Annotated in this window: 15 protein-coding genes; 8 read left to right on the top strand and 7 right to left on the bottom strand. The window is 60.9% G+C overall.

The genetic code is table 11. The annotated features are described in order from the left end of the window. Positions 1 to 25 precede the first annotated feature (25 nt). The 3 genes from ACUZ9P_RS13170 to ACUZ9P_RS13160 are packed head-to-tail and all read right to left on the bottom strand — an operon-like array spanning position 26 to position 2,546. A complete protein-coding gene (locus ACUZ9P_RS13170) occupies positions 26 to 517 on the bottom strand; it encodes a tRNA (adenosine(37)-N6)-threonylcarbamoyltransferase complex ATPase subunit type 1 TsaE (RefSeq protein ID WP_449250043.1) in 492 nt (163 codons plus the stop codon). Beyond that, positions 505 to 2,172 carry an NAD(P)H-hydrate dehydratase gene (locus ACUZ9P_RS13165; RefSeq protein WP_449250042.1) on the bottom strand — a complete coding sequence of 556 codons (1,668 nt, stop codon included), beginning with the start codon at positions 2,170 to 2,172 and terminating at the stop codon, positions 505 to 507. Before ACUZ9P_RS13165 ends, ACUZ9P_RS13170 begins: the two co-directional genes overlap by 13 nt. Positions 2,173 to 2,174: 2 nt before the next feature. After that, the gene (locus ACUZ9P_RS13160; RefSeq protein ID WP_449250041.1) at positions 2,175 to 2,546 is read right to left on the bottom strand and encodes a holo-[acyl-carrier-protein] synthase; all 372 of its coding nucleotides are present in this window, start codon (positions 2,544 to 2,546) and stop codon (positions 2,175 to 2,177) included. A 164-nt stretch (positions 2,547 to 2,710) separates the two neighbouring features. Between ACUZ9P_RS13160 and ACUZ9P_RS13155 the strand changes: the two genes are divergently transcribed. Further along, complete coding sequence (locus ACUZ9P_RS13155) at positions 2,711 to 4,045, top strand: UDP-glucose dehydrogenase family protein (RefSeq protein ID WP_298993355.1); 1,335 nt, start codon at positions 2,711 to 2,713, stop codon at positions 4,043 to 4,045. 278 nt (positions 4,046 to 4,323) lie between these two features. Here ACUZ9P_RS13155 and ychF read toward each other — a convergent pair whose 3' ends face one another. The 4 genes from ychF to ACUZ9P_RS13135 all read right to left on the bottom strand — a co-directional run bounded on the left by ychF (position 4,324) and on the right by ACUZ9P_RS13135 (position 7,299). Next, a complete protein-coding gene (gene ychF / locus ACUZ9P_RS13150; RefSeq protein ID WP_298993358.1) occupies positions 4,324 to 5,424 on the bottom strand; it encodes a redox-regulated ATPase YchF in 1,101 nt (366 codons plus the stop codon). Positions 5,425 to 5,655: 231 nt separating this feature from the next. Then, positions 5,656 to 6,264 (bottom strand): FlgO family outer membrane protein, encoded by a 609-nt coding sequence (locus ACUZ9P_RS13145; protein ID WP_298993361.1) that lies wholly within the window; start codon positions 6,262 to 6,264, stop codon positions 5,656 to 5,658. Between the two features lie 8 nt (positions 6,265 to 6,272). Further along, positions 6,273 to 6,626, bottom strand: coding sequence for a hypothetical protein (locus tag ACUZ9P_RS13140; protein WP_449250040.1), 354 nt, complete (start codon positions 6,624 to 6,626; stop codon positions 6,273 to 6,275). Positions 6,627 to 6,639: 13 nt separating this feature from the next. Beyond that, positions 6,640 to 7,299, bottom strand: coding sequence for a FlgO family outer membrane protein (locus ACUZ9P_RS13135; protein ID WP_449250039.1), 660 nt, complete (start codon positions 7,297 to 7,299; stop codon positions 6,640 to 6,642). Positions 7,300 to 7,740: 441 nt separating this feature from the next. Between ACUZ9P_RS13135 and ispG the strand changes: the two genes are divergently transcribed. The 7 genes from ispG (at position 7,741) to dxs (ending at position 16,406) form a co-directional block, all read left to right on the top strand. Next, on the top strand, positions 7,741 to 8,814 hold the full coding sequence (gene ispG, locus ACUZ9P_RS13130; protein ID WP_449247677.1) for a flavodoxin-dependent (E)-4-hydroxy-3-methylbut-2-enyl-diphosphate synthase: 1,074 nt from the start codon (positions 7,741 to 7,743) through the stop codon (positions 8,812 to 8,814). Next, positions 8,814 to 10,544 (top strand): proline--tRNA ligase, encoded by a 1,731-nt coding sequence (locus tag ACUZ9P_RS13125; protein ID WP_449250038.1) that lies wholly within the window; start codon positions 8,814 to 8,816, stop codon positions 10,542 to 10,544. Before ispG ends, ACUZ9P_RS13125 begins: the two co-directional genes overlap by 1 nt. Positions 10,545 to 10,876: 332 nt before the next feature. Then, positions 10,877 to 12,418, top strand: a complete 1,542-nt coding sequence (gene xseA, locus ACUZ9P_RS13120; RefSeq protein WP_449250037.1) for an exodeoxyribonuclease VII large subunit — start codon at positions 10,877 to 10,879, stop codon at positions 12,416 to 12,418. Further along, a complete protein-coding gene (locus ACUZ9P_RS13115; protein ID WP_298993388.1) occupies positions 12,418 to 13,350 on the top strand; it encodes a M23 family metallopeptidase in 933 nt (310 codons plus the stop codon). Before xseA ends, ACUZ9P_RS13115 begins: the two co-directional genes overlap by 1 nt. Beyond that, positions 13,347 to 13,607 (top strand): exodeoxyribonuclease VII small subunit, encoded by a 261-nt coding sequence (gene xseB, locus ACUZ9P_RS13110; protein ID WP_240824504.1) that lies wholly within the window; start codon positions 13,347 to 13,349, stop codon positions 13,605 to 13,607. Before ACUZ9P_RS13115 ends, xseB begins: the two co-directional genes overlap by 4 nt. Before the next feature lie 3 nt (positions 13,608 to 13,610). After that, positions 13,611 to 14,504, top strand: a complete 894-nt coding sequence (locus tag ACUZ9P_RS13105) for a polyprenyl synthetase family protein (protein WP_298993397.1) — start codon at positions 13,611 to 13,613, stop codon at positions 14,502 to 14,504. After that, positions 14,505 to 16,406 carry a 1-deoxy-D-xylulose-5-phosphate synthase gene (gene dxs, locus ACUZ9P_RS13100; RefSeq protein ID WP_449250036.1) on the top strand — a complete coding sequence of 634 codons (1,902 nt, stop codon included), beginning with the start codon at positions 14,505 to 14,507 and terminating at the stop codon, positions 16,404 to 16,406. The last annotated feature ends 1 nt before the right edge of the window (position 16,407 follow it).

Raw genomic sequence — 16,407 nt, 5'->3', positions numbered from 1 at the left:
ACAGGTCAGCCCACCCCGGAACTGGTTACCCGTGGTCAGGACTGTCCACAGGCCAATTTCGGCGCAGGTGGCGCAAAAGCTCAGCAGCAATAGGGCCGTGAGCTTGCAGCGTCAGTAGGCGACCTTCTTCGCACGGTTGCAACGAGATGTCCAGATAATCTTGCGGCATTTCCGCCTCAGGCAGGTATTCCGACCATTCCAGCACAGACAGGATTTGCGGATTGTCCAGACCTTCTGCAATTTCATCAGGCAGGCTGCCGGGGCTGCGGTATAGATCGCTGTGTATGACAGGCGGCTGGGTAGGGTAGTAGTTGCAGAGCGTGAACGAAGGGCTGCCCACCTCGGCCTGATCACCGCCGGGCATGGCCTCCACAAGGGAGCGGGTGAGCGTCGTTTTGCCGCTGCCAAGCGGGCCACGCAGCAACAATGCCGCAATGCCGCAGGTGGCGACAGCCTCGGCAAGCATATGCCCAAGGCGGTTGGTATCAGAAAGATTGCGCAGGATTATCTGGGCCATGGCAGAATGTCGTCCTTTGATTCACTGGCTGCCATGCAGGCAGAGAGGGCTTGCGGCAATGCATCCGCCACTGTCGAGGGCGTATTGCCCCTGAGGGGCCATTGTGCGGCAAGGCTTTTGCCCGCAAGGGCATGCAGGGCCGCTGCCTGCCCGGCCAGCATGTGGGATGAGGTCAAAGTGTGGTTTGCGGTATTGTTGTGCACTTGCTCTTGCCCTTTTGCGGCCTGCATGCCGGGCAGCATTCTGGCAAGCAGCCCGCCAGCGCAGCCCGCCAGCACATCGCCCGAGCCGCCAACCGCAAGCTGCGGCACATCGTAGGGGCAGAGCAGTGTTGGCGCGTCAGCCTGCCCTATGAGGCTTGCCGCTCCTTTAAGAATAATTACGCCGCGGCAGAGGCCGCGCAGGCGCTCAAGCGCGCATTGCCGGTCGGCCTGAACATCCGCTGCGGAACAGCCCAGCAGGGTTGCCGCTTCGCCGGGGTGGGGCGTCAGGATATCATCTGCGGTTATGCGGTCGAGCAGGTCTTGCCGCCCGGCCAGCAGCACCAGGGCATCGGCGTCAAATACCGTGGGCGGTCTGTGCGGCAGCGCCAGAAGAGCTTCAATAAAGGCCGCAGCGTCCTGCCCCCGGCCCATGCCGGGGCCGACCACAAGGGCGGCGCAGCGCTGTGCCAGTTCTACAAAATTTTGCGGCAGGCTGGCGGGCCACAGGCGCTCGCTCTCGCCCAGAGGCAGGGTCATTATTTCGGGCCAGCCGTTCTTGATATCCGCAATACCCGCACCTGGCGCGGCCGCGGTTACAAGGCCAGCGCCTGCGCGCAGGGCCGCGCGGGCGGCAAGGTGCGCTGCTCCGCCAAGACCGGGCGCGCCCCCAACCACCAGCACATGACCGTAGGAGTTTTTGAAGCCGCCGGGCTGAATCGCCGCAAGTGGGGCGAGGCAATGCCCGTCAGCGACGTAAAAAGAGCAGGGAGCCTTGCGCCGTGCGGCAAGGGGAATGCCAATGCTGCGCACGTGCAGCGCGCCTGTCCAGGGGCGTGCTTCGGGCAGGGCCAGCCCCGGCTTGGCGGCCGCAAGGCTGACTGTGGCCGTGGCGCGCACTGCTTCCGGCATGGGCAGGCCGGTGCGTCCGTCCAGCCCCGAGGGAATGTCGAGCGCCAGCACAAAGGGGCGGCTTTGCAAGGTATTGACCGCGCGCACAAGTTCCAGCGCATCCGGTCGCAGTTGACCGTTGAAACCTGTACCCAGCAGACCATCCACAAGAATATTGGGTAGTTCCGTCCGCTGGAAGACCGCCGGGCGGCAGCGTTCAAAGGCAACGCCTGCGGCTCTGGCAATACGTACATGTTTGCCGCAGGCCCCCTTGCAGGCGGCAAGAGGCCGCGTGTGCAGCACCAGCGGTTCCGCGCCCGCGTCCAGCAAATGCCGCGCAAGGCATGCGGCATCGCCGCCGTTGTTGCCGCTGCCCATAAGAAGCCAGACGCGCAAACCCGTCATCCGTGGCTGGTATTCACGCAGAACGTCAAAGGCCGCTCTGGCGGCATTTTCCATCAGCAGTTCTTCAGGCAGGCCAAGGGCCATGGCTTCCGCATCCCACTGGCGCATTTCAGCAGGCAGGGGAAGGGGAGGGAACAGATCGTCAAATGAGGTGGGCATGATTATGCCTCCAGCACCACAACTGCCACGGCGGCATTGCGGTCATGACTTATGGAAATGTGGGCGGCGCGCATGCCCAAAGCTTCAGCCCGCGCAAGTGCAGGGCCGTGCCAATGCAGTTTTGGCTGCCCCGCAGGGCCGCGTAGCACTTCAATATGGAGAGGGCCAATCCCCTCGCTAAAGCCAGTACCGAGCGCTTTGACCGCAGCCTCTTTGGCAGCAAACCGACCGGAAATGTAGGCAATGGGGCTTTCCGGCACGAGTTTCAGTTCATCCGGGGTAAGGATCTTTTGCAAAAAGCGCTCCCCAAACCTGTCGTAACTTGCCTTGATACGCGCCAGTTCAGTAATGTCAGTCCCAATGCCTATGATCATCAGTTATCCACCATATGCAGTACGGGCGGAATGTACTGCAAACAGGGCTGTTGCCCATTAAAAAAAATTAGCGTATTGGTTCGCTTTGAACCTAAACTATTCTGACCCGTTCCCCGCTGTAACGTCAAGCGCGCTGGCTGTGGGAACGTACGGAGAAATTTTGTATGAAGTTGTGCATTATCGGGACCGGCTATGTTGGCTTGGTCAGCGCCGCGTGCTTTGCTGAAATGGGCAATACCGTGACCTGCGTGGATGTTAACCCGGCTGTGGTGGAAAAGCTCAATGCCGGTTCCGTGCATATTTTTGAACCCGGTCTTGAACCCATGGTTCGCCACAGCCGCACGGATGGCCGCCTCAAGTTTACTACCCGTCTTGAAGATGGCATTGCGGATGCCGACTGCGCCTTTATCTGCGTTGGCACCCCGCCCCAGCCCGATGGCTCGTGCGATCTGAGCTACGTGCGTCAGGTGGCTGGCGAAATTGGCCGCCACATGCAGAACGACCTCGTGGTTGTGGACAAGTCCACGGTTCCCGTGGGTACCGCTGACGAAGTGCGCGCGCTTGTGGAAAAAGAGCTTGCAGCGCGTGGCGTGTCCTACAAGGTGGACGTGGTTTCCAACCCTGAGTTCCTCAAGGAAGGCGACGCCATCTCCGACTTCATGAAGCCCGACCGCGTTGTGCTTGGTACGGATTCCGAACGCGCCGCTTCGCTGATGCGCGAACTGTATTCGCCCTTTGCCCGCACCCGCGACAAGATCATCGTCATGGGCGTGCGCAGCGCAGAAATGACCAAGTACGCGGCCAACTGCATGCTTGCCACCAAGATTTCCTTTATCAACGAAATCGCCACCATTTGCGAAAAAGTGGGCGCGGACGTGCGCGACGTGCGCACCGGCATCGGCTCCGACACCCGCATTGGCTACCAGTTCATCTACCCCGGCGTGGGTTACGGCGGTTCGTGCTTCCCCAAGGACGTGAAGGCGCTCATCCACACTGCTGAAAAGGCGGGCGTGGAACCCAAGCTGCTCAACGCTGTGGAAGACGTCAACGCCCGGCAGAAAAAGCACATGGCTGGCCGCATCATGGAATATTTTGCTCCCCAGGGCGGCGTGAAGGGCAAAACCCTTGCGTTGTGGGGGCTGGCTTTCAAGGCCAATACCGACGACATGCGCGAAGCCGCTGCCATCAGTATTGTCAACGAGCTTACCGCCGCCGGCATGAAGGTTCGCGCCTTTGACCCGGTTGCCGCCGACAACGCCCGCGAGATATTCAAGGGCAATGATCTGGTTGAAATTGTGGACAGCCAATATGGCGCATGCGAAGGCGCTCAGGGCCTGCTGGTGGTTACGGAATGGAACCAGTTCCGCAACCCCGACTTTGACAAGATCAAGAGCCTGCTGACCGCCCCTCTGCTGTTTGATGGCCGCAACCTGTATTCGCCCAACTTCATGGCGCAGCGCGGGTTTGCGTACTTTTGCATTGGCCGCCGCGCCGATTAGAGCCTGTTGACACTGTGGTTCTTTTGCCCCCTGCCTGCGTCAGGAAGTCTTTTTATTCCGGTCGAGTACCGGGCAAGTACACTCCCTTCATAAAAAGGCTTCCTTCCTTGGCAGGGAACAAAATTACTCCTAGTGTTAACAGCCCCTTGTAAAAATGCTCAGTAGATGATTTGAAATGGTTGAAGCCGCCCGGAACTGACGCTCCGGGCGGTTTTTGTCATAAAAAAGGCTCTGTTCCTGTGGAACAGAGCCTTTAAGCTTTTTATACGCGGCAAAAACTATACGTTGAACAGGAAGTGCATGACATCGCCGTCGTTGACCACGTATTCCTTGCCTTCCACGCGCAGGACGCCGTCAGCGCGGCAAGCCGCTTCGCTTTCGTGGCTCATGTAGTCGGCGTAGGAGATAACTTCAGCCCGGATAAAGCCGCGCTCAAAATCGGTATGGATGACGCCAGCAGCCTGCGGGGCCTTCCAGCCCTTCTGGATGGTCCAGGCGCGGACTTCGTCCGGCCCGGCGGTAAAGTAGCTGTACAGGCCAAGGGTGGCGTAGCCGGTGTGGATGATGCGTACAAGTCCGCTTTCATCAATGCCGTAGGAGGAGAGCAGTTCAGCCTGTTCCTCATCGGGCAGGCCTTGCAGTTCTTCCTCAAGCTTGGCGCAAATGCGCGCAAAGCCCGACTGACGTTCCTTGGCAAAAGCCTCAAGCTTTGCGGAAAATTCATTGCCCTCGGCAACGGCGGCTTCATCCACATTGGCGCAGTAAATAACTGGCTTGGCCGTGAGCAGGCCAAGTTCGCGCCATGTGGTCAGGAAGCTGTCGTTTTCCGGCAGGGCAAATTCCCGCGCGGGCTTGCCGTCGTTGAGCTGGGCCAGCAGGGTCTGCATGATTTCTGCGGAGGCCTTGGCGTTTTTATCAAACTTGGCAAGCTTTTGCAGTTTGTCGAGGCGCTTTTCAACGCTTTGCAGGTCGGCCAGCAGCAGTTCGGTTTCAATGGTGTCCACATCGCGCAGGGGATCAACGCCGCCGTCCACGTGGGTGATATTTTCATCCTCAAAGCAGCGCACCACATGCACAATGGCCGCGCATTCGCGAATGTTGCCCAAAAACTGGTTGCCCAGCCCTTCACCCTTGCTTGCGCCGCGCACCAGACCTGCAATGTCGATAAAATCCACACTGGCGTAGATGGTCTTCTTGGGCTTGGCCTTGGCGGTCAGGGCGTCCACCCGCTTGTCCGGCACCGCCACCGTGGCCTTGTTGGGTTCGATGGTGCAGAAGGGGTAGTTGGCGGCCTGAGCGTTCTGGGCCTTGGTCAGGGCGTTGAAAAGGGTGGATTTGCCAACGTTGGGCAGGCCCACAATACCAATACTGAGCGACATGTTGTCTCCTTGCTGCGCGCAAAAAGGCGTATAGCCCGCAGTGGGCGGCGTGCCCGCGCGGGATTGGCCGCCAGCAAAATCAGCGGCCCAGGTTCACGGATCGTTTACGCTATTGCCCCTGTGGGCACGGTGGAATTTTTGAAAACAGCGGCTGCCGCAAAGGCAACCCGCGCCGTCAAGCAGACAGGCGCGGGCATGTTATAGACGCAAAGCGCGTATGAGGCAAGGACGCTACTGAAGGCGTGTGCTCACGGAGGGCGCAAGCCCGTCGCCGGGCCGGGCTTCGCGAACCAGGGGCCGCAGGTCGTCCGTAATGGGCACAGTGGCCGTGCCCATGGCCAGCACCTCATTGCTTGAGGTGTGGATAAGCCGGATGCTGAAGCGCACCTGTTCGCTGGTCGTCACATAGGTGCCCGCCAGAATGGCCTGACTGGTGCCGCTGGGGCTGGCAAGCTGGCGCACATCGCGCGTCAGGATAAATTCGCCCTTGAGCTTGTCAAAACGGATGTCGCGCCCTTTGCGCAGTTCCTGAAAGCGGTAGCCCGCATTGATGAGCCAGCGGGAGATTTCTTCCGTCATCTGGCGCGCCAAGGGCGAGGCTTCGTCCAGATTGTTGATGTTGACCGGGGTGGTGCCCATGATCATGATGCGGGCGCGGGCCAGAGCTTCGCGGTCTTTGCGGCTCATGTCCTGGCTGTCGCCCGAAAAGCGCATCATGATCTGTTCGTCAAGCTGCTTGGCAATGCTTACGGCAGCATTGGGCACGTTTCCGGCTGCCGCCGCAGTGAGCGGAAAGAGCAGGGCCGCAAGCACAAGAATGGTAATGAAAAAGCGGTTCATGGTGATCCTCAGCGCATGGTGCGCAAAAGCAGTTCAACGCCGTTCAGTTCTCTTTTTATGATACCAAGGGTCTGGTCGTCGGCACAGATGGAAAGGGCCTGAAGATAACGCTGCCGCGCAAGCTCATAGCGCCCCTGTTCGCGGAACTGGCGGGCCTGACCAAGATAGGCCAGGCTGTGCTCGTTGGCATCAGAAAGATAGTTGGCCCGTTCCTTTGCCTCGCGCTTTGCCTGGGCATCATTGGCCTGCCCGTTGTATGACGACATGCTGTCGGCCAGCGCAATGGCTGGCAGCGCCGCTAGGGGCAGGGCGCATGAGGCCACAAGGCAAAGTGTGCAGATGTTGTTCAACGTTTTTTTCATGGCAATTCCGGCATTACCGCCCTTGTTTGATTACAAGCGTGCCGCTGCTGATGCTGCTGGCAGGCGTATAGAGCGAAGTTGGGGCCGGTTTGGCTGGGGCGCTGCTGGCCGTGGTCTTTACCGGCGGTGGCGCATCGGCCTCGGCCATGCGCGTCACAATGGGGGTATTCACCAGCACAAGCTGGCCCGTGCGCATCACAAGGCCATCGCTGGCGCGCACCAGCCGGGCGTTGATAAAGGTTGCGTCCTTATCCACATAATAGGTGCCCACAACAAGGGCGGCCCATTTTTGCCCGGTGGTTGAAACCATCTGGTTGGCGGCAAGGGCGAGGTCATCGCGCCCGCCCTGAACGTTGATGGCCCCGTTCAGCCTGTATTCGCGCGTGGGAAAGCCACGCTGGTTGAATTCATAAAACAGCGATTCAGCCATCAGCCTGCCCATGGGCGAGCTTTGCGAGGTGTTGTTCTGGTTCACAAAGGCCGTGGGCATGGCCACAAAGCCCTGAATGGCGTCGTTGGGCATGGTGGCAAGCATCTGCTCGGCCAGTTCGCGACTTTTGAGCTTCAGCTCCACGGCGTCCGTATAGCCGGGCGAAAGCGCGGAAGGCCCACTCTTGGCGCAGCCGGAAAAGAGCGGCAGCAAAAGTGCGCAAAGCATAAGAAGACGCGGCATTATATGCATACAAACCCCGAGTGAAGTTGCTCTGATGCAGTCCCTCGCGCCTTGATCCCGATGGATCCCCGGCGGGATAATTCCTCGTTTGCCGGGGCTATTGCCCACGGCCCAGCGGAACTGCTCTTACCATAGTCTTATCGTCACAATGGCCGCCAACTTGAGTGCTGACGGAAAAAACGTCAGCCTGAGGCCTTTTCTTAAAACTTTGCAAGACACGTTCCAGATATCGCATTTGCCCCACGGTCGCTTGGAATCACGCTGTCCAAAAGGGATTTTATGCGGCACTGAAATACAGGGCATGCGGCAAGGCTTGCCGCAAAGCCCGCAGCGCGGCCCGTGCTGCGCGCACTTGGCTTGCAGGGGGAAATAGCATAGAAGACTCGTTTACGGAGTGCCGTGGCTTTGCGCCGTGGCTCCACTTGTTTTTGTGAGGGAAGCATGCACAAGCACACAACCCGCGCCATCCGTCTGGGCGGGCTTTCCATTGGCGGCGGTGCGCCTGTTATGGTGCAGAGCATGACCAATACAGACACCCGCGATGCCGAGGCAACGCTTGCGCAGATTGCGCGGCTTGAGGCGCGCGGCTGCGAGGCCGTGCGCGTGGCAGTGCCGGACGAGGCTGCCGTTGCGGCCTTGCCCGCCATCCGTGCGGGTACGCGCCTGCCGCTCATAGCGGACATACATTTTGATTACCGCCTTGCCGTGGCCTCTCTGGAGGCCGGGCTTGAAGGCCTGCGCATCAACCCCGGCAATATCGGCCCCAAGGAACACGTGGACCGCGTGGTGGATGCCGCCAAGGCCCACGGGGCGGTCATTCGCGTGGGGGTCAACTCCGGCTCGGTGGAAAAGCGCCTCCTCCAGCAGTACGGCGGCCCCTGCCCCGAGGCGCTGGTGGAAAGCGCTCTCACCCATGTGCGCATGCTTGAGGCGCGCGGTTTTTACGATACCAAAATTTCGCTCAAGTCTTCCTCTGTGCTTGATACCATTGCCTCCTACCGCAAGCTTGCAGAGGCTTGCGACTACCCCCTGCACATCGGCGTTACCGAGGCCGGGGGCCTCATGCGCGGCACGGTAAAATCTGCCGTGGGGCTTGGTATCCTGCTGCACGAGGGCATTGGCGACACCCTGCGCGTTTCGCTCACCGCCGACCCGGTGGAAGAAGTGACCGTGGCGTGGGAAATACTGCGCGCCCTTGGCCTGCGTTCGCGCGGGCCGGAAATCATCTCGTGCCCCACCTGCGGGCGCACGGAGATTGACCTGTTTTCGCTGGCCCGCGCGGTGGAAGACCGCTTAGCCACCTCCAAGGCCGACATCAAGGTGGCGGTCATGGGTTGCGTGGTCAACGGGCCGGGCGAGGCCCGCGAGGCCGATCTGGGCGTTGCGGGCGGGCGCGACAAGGGCATCATATTTCGCAAGGGCGAGGTCATCCGCTCGGTCAAAGGGCAGGAGGCCCTGCTGGCGGCTTTTATGGAAGAACTGCAACAACTGCTCAACGAAAAGGAATCACAGTAATGCGTTTCAGCAACTGCTATATTCCCACCCTCAAGGAATCTCCGGCGGATGCCGAGGTAATCAGCCACAAGCTTTTGCTGCGCGCCGGTATGGTGCGCAGGCTTACTTCGGGCATGTACACCTATCTGCCGCTTGGCCTGAAGGTGATTGAAAAAATAAGCCGCGTAGTGCGCGAAGAAATGGCCGTCGCCTACTTTGAAGAACTGCTCATGCCCATGGTGCAGCCCGCCGACCTGTGGAAAGAATCGGGCCGCTGGGAGCATTACGGCAAGGAACTGCTGCGCTTCAAGGATCGCAACGAGCGCGAATACTGCCTTGGCCCCACGCACGAAGAAGTCATCACCGACCTCGTGCGCGGCGAAGTGCGCTCCTACCGTCAGCTTCCTGTGCGTCTGTACCAGATTCAGACCAAGTTCCGCGATGAAATCCGCCCCCGTTTCGGCCTTATGCGCGGGCGCGAATTTATCATGAAAGACGGCTATTCCTTTGACGCCACGGAAGAAGGCGCGCAGCAGAACTACTGGGCCTGCCATGCGGCCTACAAGCGTATTTTTCAGCGCCTTGGCCTCAAGTTCCGCCCTGTGGAAGCCGACTCCGGCTCCATTGGCGGCAACTTCTCGCACGAATTCATGGTGCTGGCTGAAACGGGCGAAGACACCATCGCCTTTTGCCATCACTGCGACTACGCGGCCAACGTGGAGCGCGCCGAAGTGGCCTGGAACGGCAAGCCCTGCACGGAGACCTGCGCTCCGGCGGAGAAGGTAGCCACCCCCAATGCCCACACGGTGGAAGAAGTGGCGGCCCTGCTGGGCGTGCCCGCCTCCTCCGTGGTCAAGACCATGCTCTTCAAGGTGGACGGCAAGCCCGTGGCCGTGCTGGTGCGCGGCGACCGCGAAGTGAACGACATCAAGCTCAAGAACCTGCTCAACGCGCAGGATGTGGTCATGGCTGACGCCGCCACCGTGCAGCAGATCACCAAGGCCCCTGTGGGCTTTGCCGGGCCTGTGGGGCTGGAAATTCCGGTCTACGCCGATGCCGAACTGCAAGGCGCTACGGATTATGTGGTGGGCGCCAACGCTGGCGATGCCCACCTTGTGCACGTTGACCTCAAGCGCGACGCCACGGTGACCGCCTGGGCCGACCTGCGCACCATCACGCCAGGAGACACATGCCCCCGCTGCGGTGGCCGCATTGAGCTGACGCGCGGCATCGAAGTGGGCCACGTGTTCATGCTTGGCCGCAAATACAGTGATGCCATGCATGCCGCCTTCCTTGACGAGAACGGCAAGGAACAGATCATGATCATGGGCTGCTACGGTATCGGCGTTTCCCGCGTGGCCGCCGCCGCCATCGAGCAGAACAACGACGAGCACGGCATTGTGTTCCCGCCGCCGCTGGCTCCTTACGACTGCATCCTGCTGAACCTTGACCCGCGCAACGAAGAGGTCAACGCCAAGGTCGAGCAGATCTACGCAATGCTCAAGGATATGGGCGTGGACGTGCTCATGGACGACCGCGACGAACGCCCCGGCGTCAAGTTCAAGGATGCGGACTTGCTGGGTATTCCCATGCAGCTCGTTGTGGGCGGCAAGGGCCTGGCCAAGGGCATTGTGGAATGCAAGGATCGCCGCAGCGGTGAAAAGGGTGAACTGCCCGCCGATGCCATGGCTGAAGCCTTTTCCGCCTGGGCCGCCAAGGTTCGCGAGGGCTGGGCGCAGCAGCAGGCCTAGGGGCTGTCTCTAACTAATTCTTTTGGCCGAGCCCTGCGTCATCCAGTATTTTTTACTCAAGTCATGGACAAAAAGAGTCCACTCCTGTCGTAAAAAAACACTGTTTTCCTTGTCCTCGGCGCAAAATCTTTTAGCCAGAAACAGCCCCTAATCCGCACAGCAATCTGGTTGTGCCTTTAAAAAACCTGGGGCATGTCGCGATGTGAGGTAATACCTCTCGCCCCACGGTCTGAGGGTTTGTTATAGGTTGAGGTAATGTAAAAGGGGCACTGTCAGTGCCCCTTTTACGACAAAAAAGCTTTTTTCAGATAGATAGTCTGACGCGGAGCACCATGCAGGAAGCCATACTGTCTGTCCGTGAACTCACGGAGCAGCTGCGCAAAACCCTTGAGGGACGTTTCCCCTTTGTCTGGGTGCGGGGCGAGGTGACCAACCTTACCCGTCCCGGCTCGGGGCACGTCTATTTTACCCTCAAGGATGCCGATGCGCAGTTGCAGTGCGTGTGGTTCAGGCACATGCAGCGGCAGAACAGTCAGGGTTTTGATCCGCTGACGGGCGAGGTTTTTGACGCGCCGCGTCCTTCGCCGCTGGAGCTTTTGCGCAACGGGCTGGATGTGCTGTGTGCAGGGCGCATCACCCTGTACGCGCCGCGCGGGCAGTATCAGCTTGCCGTGGAGCTGGTGCAGCCAGCAGGCGAGGGCTTGCTTGCGCAGGCCTTTGAGGCCAGCAAGCGCAAGCTGGCGGCTCTGGGCTATTTCAGCCATGAGCGCAAACGGCCCTTGCCGTATGATCCGCAGCGCGTGGCCCTTATCACCTCCCCAACGGGCGCGGCTATCCATGATTTTATGGAGCTTGCAGCCAGCCGGGGCAGCGGGGCGCGCATTCGTCTGTTCCCGGCTCTGGTGCAGGGGGCTGAGGCTGCTCCCTCCATTGTGCGTGCCTTGCACGAGGCTAACGCGCAGGGGTGGGCACAGGCCGTTGTGCTGGTGCGCGGCGGCGGTTCGCTGGAAGATTTGTGGGCCTTTAATGAAGAAGCCGTTGCCGAGGCCGTATTTGAGTCTCGCTTGCCGGTGCTGGCGGGCGTCGGGCATGAGGTGGATGTTACCCTTGCCGACATGACAGCAGACCTGCGCGCGGCAACGCCTTCGCATGCGGCCCAGTTGCTCTGGCCCGCGCGGGCCGAGCTGATGCAAAAGGTTGACGAGGCGGAGGCGGCCCTTGTGCGGGCGGCGCGGCGGCGGCTGGAAACAGCGGGGCAAAGTCTTGCCCAGTTTGAAAACGCCCTGCGCTGGTTTTCGCCCATGCGGCATCAGGCCCGCCTGGCGGAGCAGCTTGACGGCTTGCACCGCTCCTTGCACAGGGCCGCGCGTCAGTGGCTCGACACCACAGAGGCCCGGCGCGACAGGCTTGAGCGTGCCCTGCAAAACGCCTTCAGCCCTTCGCGGCTGGATGTGCTGGGCAGCAGGGTAGAGGCGCTTTCCGCCAGTCTGGCTGCGGCTATGCCGCGCATGCTGACCGCGCAGGAGCAGCGGTATGATGCCGTGCGGCAGCGCTTGCAGTCGGCAGGGCAGGAAATGCTTGCCCGCCACGGGCGCGAACTGGAAAAATGCGAATTTGCTCTGGCAGCAGCCAACCCCCTTGCGCCCCTCAGGCGCGGCTATGCCCTTGTGCATGGTGCGGATGGCGGCCTGCTGCGCACGGTGACGGCGGCCCCTGCGGGCAGCGCCATCACGGTGCGACTGGCGGATGGCAGCCTTGCCGCCGTGGTCAACAAGGTGCTGCCAGACGTTGCGCCAGATGTTGCGCCAGACGCTGCGCCTGGCTCTGATACAGGTGCGGTGCCGGTTGCCAAAAAACAAGGACGGAATAGCTGATGTCTGTGCTCACCCGCATGCTCATGGTCCTGTTGGCGGGGATTTCTCTTTTTGTTCCTACAGCCGTTCAGGCTGCTCCATCCCCCGCACCAGCCCTTGCGCTTGACGCGCCCGAATCCGTAGCCAGAGGGGATGCTTTTCCCGCCCTGGCGGTAAGCGACGCGCCCATAAAATCCTTTACGTTCCGCTGGCTGGGCAAGACCTACGAGGCCAGGGCGGAGCAGGTGAGCGCCACTACCGCTGCGGGCGCTGCAACGCGCTGGCAGGCCGTCATGTTGCTGCCCGTGCCGCTGGAAGAAAAGGAATCCGCCCGTGACCTTGCCGTCTCCACGGGCAACGGCAAGGATGCCCCCGCCGTAGCGCGCAAGATCGCTTTTTTTGACAAAGACCGCCCGGTGCAGAAGCTGAACGTGGATAAAAAATATGTTGATCCCCCGGCGGCGGAGATGGCGCGCATCAAGGCCGACAGGGAGCTTGTGCGCCAGGCCCTGGCCCAGCGCCTGCCCGAACGCTTCTGGGTGCTGCCCTTTGTGCGGCCTGTGCCCGGCGATGTTTCAAGCCTGTACGGCCTCAAACGCGTGTTCAACGGGCAACCGCGCGGAGTGCATAAGGGCCTTGATCTGCGCGGTCCGCAGGGGCAGCCTGTGCTTGCCTGCGCCGATGGTCAGGTGGGCCTTACGGGGAATTTGTACTTCTCCGGTAATGTAGTGTACATCAATCACGGCGAAGGGGTGTTCACCGCGTATCTGCACCTCTCTGAAATACTGGTGCAAAATGGCGATCGGGTGCGCAAGGGGCAGGTTATCGGGCTGGTAGGGGCCACGGGCCGCGTTACCGGGCCGCATCTGCATCTTTCGCTTCTGGTTCAGGGCGAGTCGGTTGACCCGCAGCCCTTTTTGACAACCGGGAACGCCAAGGGAAACAATCCATGAGCGCCAAGACAGACAATACTTTTGAAAAAAAGATGGCCCGGCTTCAGGAGATCGTGGCGGCGCTTGAAAGCGGCGACCTGCCTCTGGAAAAGGGCATGGCACTGTATAAGGAAGGAGCGGCGTGCTCGCGCTATTGCCGCGAGCAGCTCGACAAAGCCCGGCATGAGCTTGAAATCTGGCAGGATGGTCAGGCTCGTCCCCTTGAGTCACGCCCTGTGGCGTCAAGCGGGCTGAACGCAGAAGAGGAGGCGGAATAGGCGATGATGAGCGTTGCTGACATGAAGGCCCTGCTGCACGCGCGGGGCAAGGATGTGGAAGCCTATCTGGCCACCTGTCTTGACGGCCGTGATGTGCCGCAGAGGCTCAAGGATTCCATGCTGTACAGCCTGCAAGCCGGGGGCAAGCGTTTGCGCCCTGTTTTGTGCCTGAGCACTGCCGCCCTGTGCGGTTTGTCGCCACAGCGCAGCATGCCCTTTGCTGCCGCTATCGAGATGATCCACACCTATTCGCTCATCCATGACGACCTCCCCGCCATGGATAACGATGATCTGCGCCGGGGCAAGCCCTCGAACCACAAGGCATTTGACGAAGCCACGGCCATACTGGCGGGCGATGGCCTGCTGACGGACGCCTTCATGGTCATGTGCCGCACCGCGGAAGCCCCGGACCGTGTGCTGGACGCCGTGGCCGAGCTTTCGTTTGCGGCGGGGTCTTCCGGCATGGTGGGCGGGCAGGAATGGGACATGATTTACACGGGCGCGTCTTCCATCACACTTGAGCAGATGCGCGCTGTGCACGCCATGAAAACAGGGGCGCTGCTGCGGGCATCGTGCGTATGCGGGGCCATCCTTGCCGGGGCGGAAACGCCCGAGCGAGAGGCCATTGCCGCCTACGGCGCTGCGCTCGGCGTGGCCTTTCAGATTGCGGACGACATCCTTGATGTGGTTTCCGACACTGAAACTCTGGGCAAACCTGCGGGCAGCGACGAGGAGCAGGGCAAGAGCACCTATCCCGCCCTGCTGGGGCTTGAAAAAAGCCGTGAACTGGCGCGCGCGCAGGCTCAGGCCGCGCAGGACGCGCTGGCCCCGTTTGACGGACAGGAAGCGGATTTTCTGCGCGCATTGGCCGACTACACGGTAACGAGGGCGGCCTAAATGGACACCACAGAGAGCCCATTGCTGGATGCTGTGAGCAGCCCGGCGCAACTGAACAAATTTTCTGACGCCCAGCTTGCCCAACTGGCTGGCGAGGTGCGCAGCCGCATCATTGAAACCGTCTCCCGCAACGGCGGGCACCTTGCGCCCTCGCTGGGCGTGGTTGAGTTGACGCTGGCCCTGCTGGCGACCTTTAATGTGGAGCACGACAAGCTCATCTGGGACGTTGGGCATCAGGCCTACGCCTACAAGCTGCTGACCGGACGCGCCAAGGATTTTCACACCCTGCGGTCATTTGGCGGCATTTCTGGCTTCCCGCGCATGGCAGAAAGCCCGTACGACCATTTTGGCGTGGGGCATTCCTCCACCTCCATTTCTGCGGCCCTGGGCATGGCTCTGGCCCGCGATCTTTCCTGTCTCAAGCACCACGTGCTGGCCGTTATCGGCGATGGCTCGCTGACGGCGGGCGAGGCCTTTGAGGGCCTGAACCTTGCCGGGCACATGGGGCGGCGGCTCATTGTGGTGCTCAACGACAATGAAATGTCCATTTCGCCCAATGTGGGCGCGCTTTCTCTGTTTTTGAGCCGCACGCTTTCACAGCGATGGGTGCGGCAAACCCGCAAGGAAGTGCTCAATTTCCTGCGTTCCATTCCGCGCATCGGCCAAAAGCTGGCCGTATACGCCATGCGCGGCGAATGGAGCTTCAAGTCGTTCTTTACGCCGGGCATGCTGTTTGAGGCTTTTCGCTTCAACTATATCGGCCCGGTGGACGGGCACGACATCACAAGCCTGCGCCGCCATCTGGAAATGGCTGCCGCCATCGAGGACGGCCCGGTGCTGCTGCATGTCCGTACCCAGAAGGGCAAGGGTTACGGCCCGGCGGAAAAAAACCCCACCCTGTACCACGGCATCGGCCTGTTCACGCCCGAAACCGGACAGCCTGTGGCTTCCACAGCCAAGCTGCCCTCGTTCACCACGGTGTTCAGCAATACGCTGACCGAACTTGCCGAGCATAACGACAAGATAATCGCCATCACGGCGGCCATGCCCGAAGGCACCGGCACGGACAAGTTCCGCGCGCGCTTCCCCGACCGTTTTGTGGATGTGGGTATTTGCGAGCAGCACGCCGTGACCTTTGCGGCGGGCCTTGCCAGCCAGGGCTATCGGCCCGCGCTGGCCGTGTATTCCACCTTTTTGCAGCGTTCGTACGATCAGGTTGTGCACGATGTGTGCCTGCAAAACCTGCCCGTGACCTTCTGCGTAGACCGTGCAGGCCTTGTGGGCGAGGATGGGGCGACCCACCACGGCGCTTTTGATATCGCCTACCTGCGGCATATTCCTAACATTACCATGCTGGCCCCGCGCGATGAAAATCTGTTGCGGCACTGCCTGCATACGGCCCTGTGCCATCCCGGCCCGTGCTCCCTGCGGTATCCGCGCGGCAGCGCCTTTGGCGTTGCCCCCGACGGCGCGCCCCGTCTGCTGACCCCCGGCAGGGGCGAAGTGCTGCAACAGGGCGAAGGCCTTGCGGTGATAGCCCTGGGCAACCGCGCGCACCCGGCGCTGGAAGCTGCGGCAATGGTGGAGCGGCAGACCGGCGTGAAACCCCTTGTGTTTGATCCGGTCTGGATCAAACCCTTGCCGGAAGAACAACTGGCCGAAATCGCTCAAAATTTTGACCGTATTCTTATGGTGGAAGAAGGCGTGCTGGCTGGCGGTTTTTCCTCCGCAGTGCTGGAATTCTGGAATGACCGTGGCCTCATGCGCGGTCAGCGCATCAAACGCCTTGGCCTGCCCGACCATTTTGTGGAGCACGGTAGCCAGTTGCGTCTGCGCGAGCTTGTGGGCCTGCGCACCAACAATATCGCCGAGGCCATGCTGGAGCTTCTGGGAAAAAAATAGG

The organism is Desulfovibrio intestinivivus (genome assembly GCF_053570665.1).
The sequence above is the reverse complement of the archived record's forward strand: the minus strand, read 5'-3'. Positions and strand labels throughout refer to the sequence as shown.

Coding starts and splice junctions, on each gene's coding strand:
- ychF (WP_298993358.1), bottom strand. CDS start 5,424: ATGTCGCTCAGTATTGGTATTGTGGGCCTGCCCAACGTTGGCAAATCC.
- ACUZ9P_RS13145 (WP_298993361.1), bottom strand. CDS start 6,264: ATGAACCGCTTTTTCATTACCATTCTTGTGCTTGCGGCCCTGCTCTTT.
- ACUZ9P_RS13140 (WP_449250040.1), bottom strand. CDS start 6,626: ATGAAAAAAACGTTGAACAACATCTGCACACTTTGCCTTGTGGCCTCA.
- ACUZ9P_RS13125 (WP_449250038.1), top strand. CDS start 8,814: ATGCGTTTCAGCAACTGCTATATTCCCACCCTCAAGGAATCTCCGGCG.
- ACUZ9P_RS13135 (WP_449250039.1), bottom strand. CDS start 7,299: ATGCCGCGTCTTCTTATGCTTTGCGCACTTTTGCTGCCGCTCTTTTCC.
- xseA (WP_449250037.1), top strand. CDS start 10,877: ATGCAGGAAGCCATACTGTCTGTCCGTGAACTCACGGAGCAGCTGCGC.
- ACUZ9P_RS13165 (WP_449250042.1), bottom strand. CDS start 2,172: ATGCCCACCTCATTTGACGATCTGTTCCCTCCCCTTCCCCTGCCTGCT.
- ACUZ9P_RS13160 (WP_449250041.1), bottom strand. CDS start 2,546: ATGATCATAGGCATTGGGACTGACATTACTGAACTGGCGCGTATCAAG.
- dxs (WP_449250036.1), top strand. CDS start 14,505: ATGGACACCACAGAGAGCCCATTGCTGGATGCTGTGAGCAGCCCGGCG.
- ACUZ9P_RS13105 (WP_298993397.1), top strand. CDS start 13,611: ATGATGAGCGTTGCTGACATGAAGGCCCTGCTGCACGCGCGGGGCAAG.
- ACUZ9P_RS13170 (WP_449250043.1), bottom strand. CDS start 517: ATGGCCCAGATAATCCTGCGCAATCTTTCTGATACCAACCGCCTTGGG.
- ispG (WP_449247677.1), top strand. CDS start 7,741: ATGCACAAGCACACAACCCGCGCCATCCGTCTGGGCGGGCTTTCCATT.
- ACUZ9P_RS13155 (WP_298993355.1), top strand. CDS start 2,711: ATGAAGTTGTGCATTATCGGGACCGGCTATGTTGGCTTGGTCAGCGCC.
- ACUZ9P_RS13115 (WP_298993388.1), top strand. CDS start 12,418: ATGTCTGTGCTCACCCGCATGCTCATGGTCCTGTTGGCGGGGATTTCT.
- xseB (WP_240824504.1), top strand. CDS start 13,347: ATGAGCGCCAAGACAGACAATACTTTTGAAAAAAAGATGGCCCGGCTT.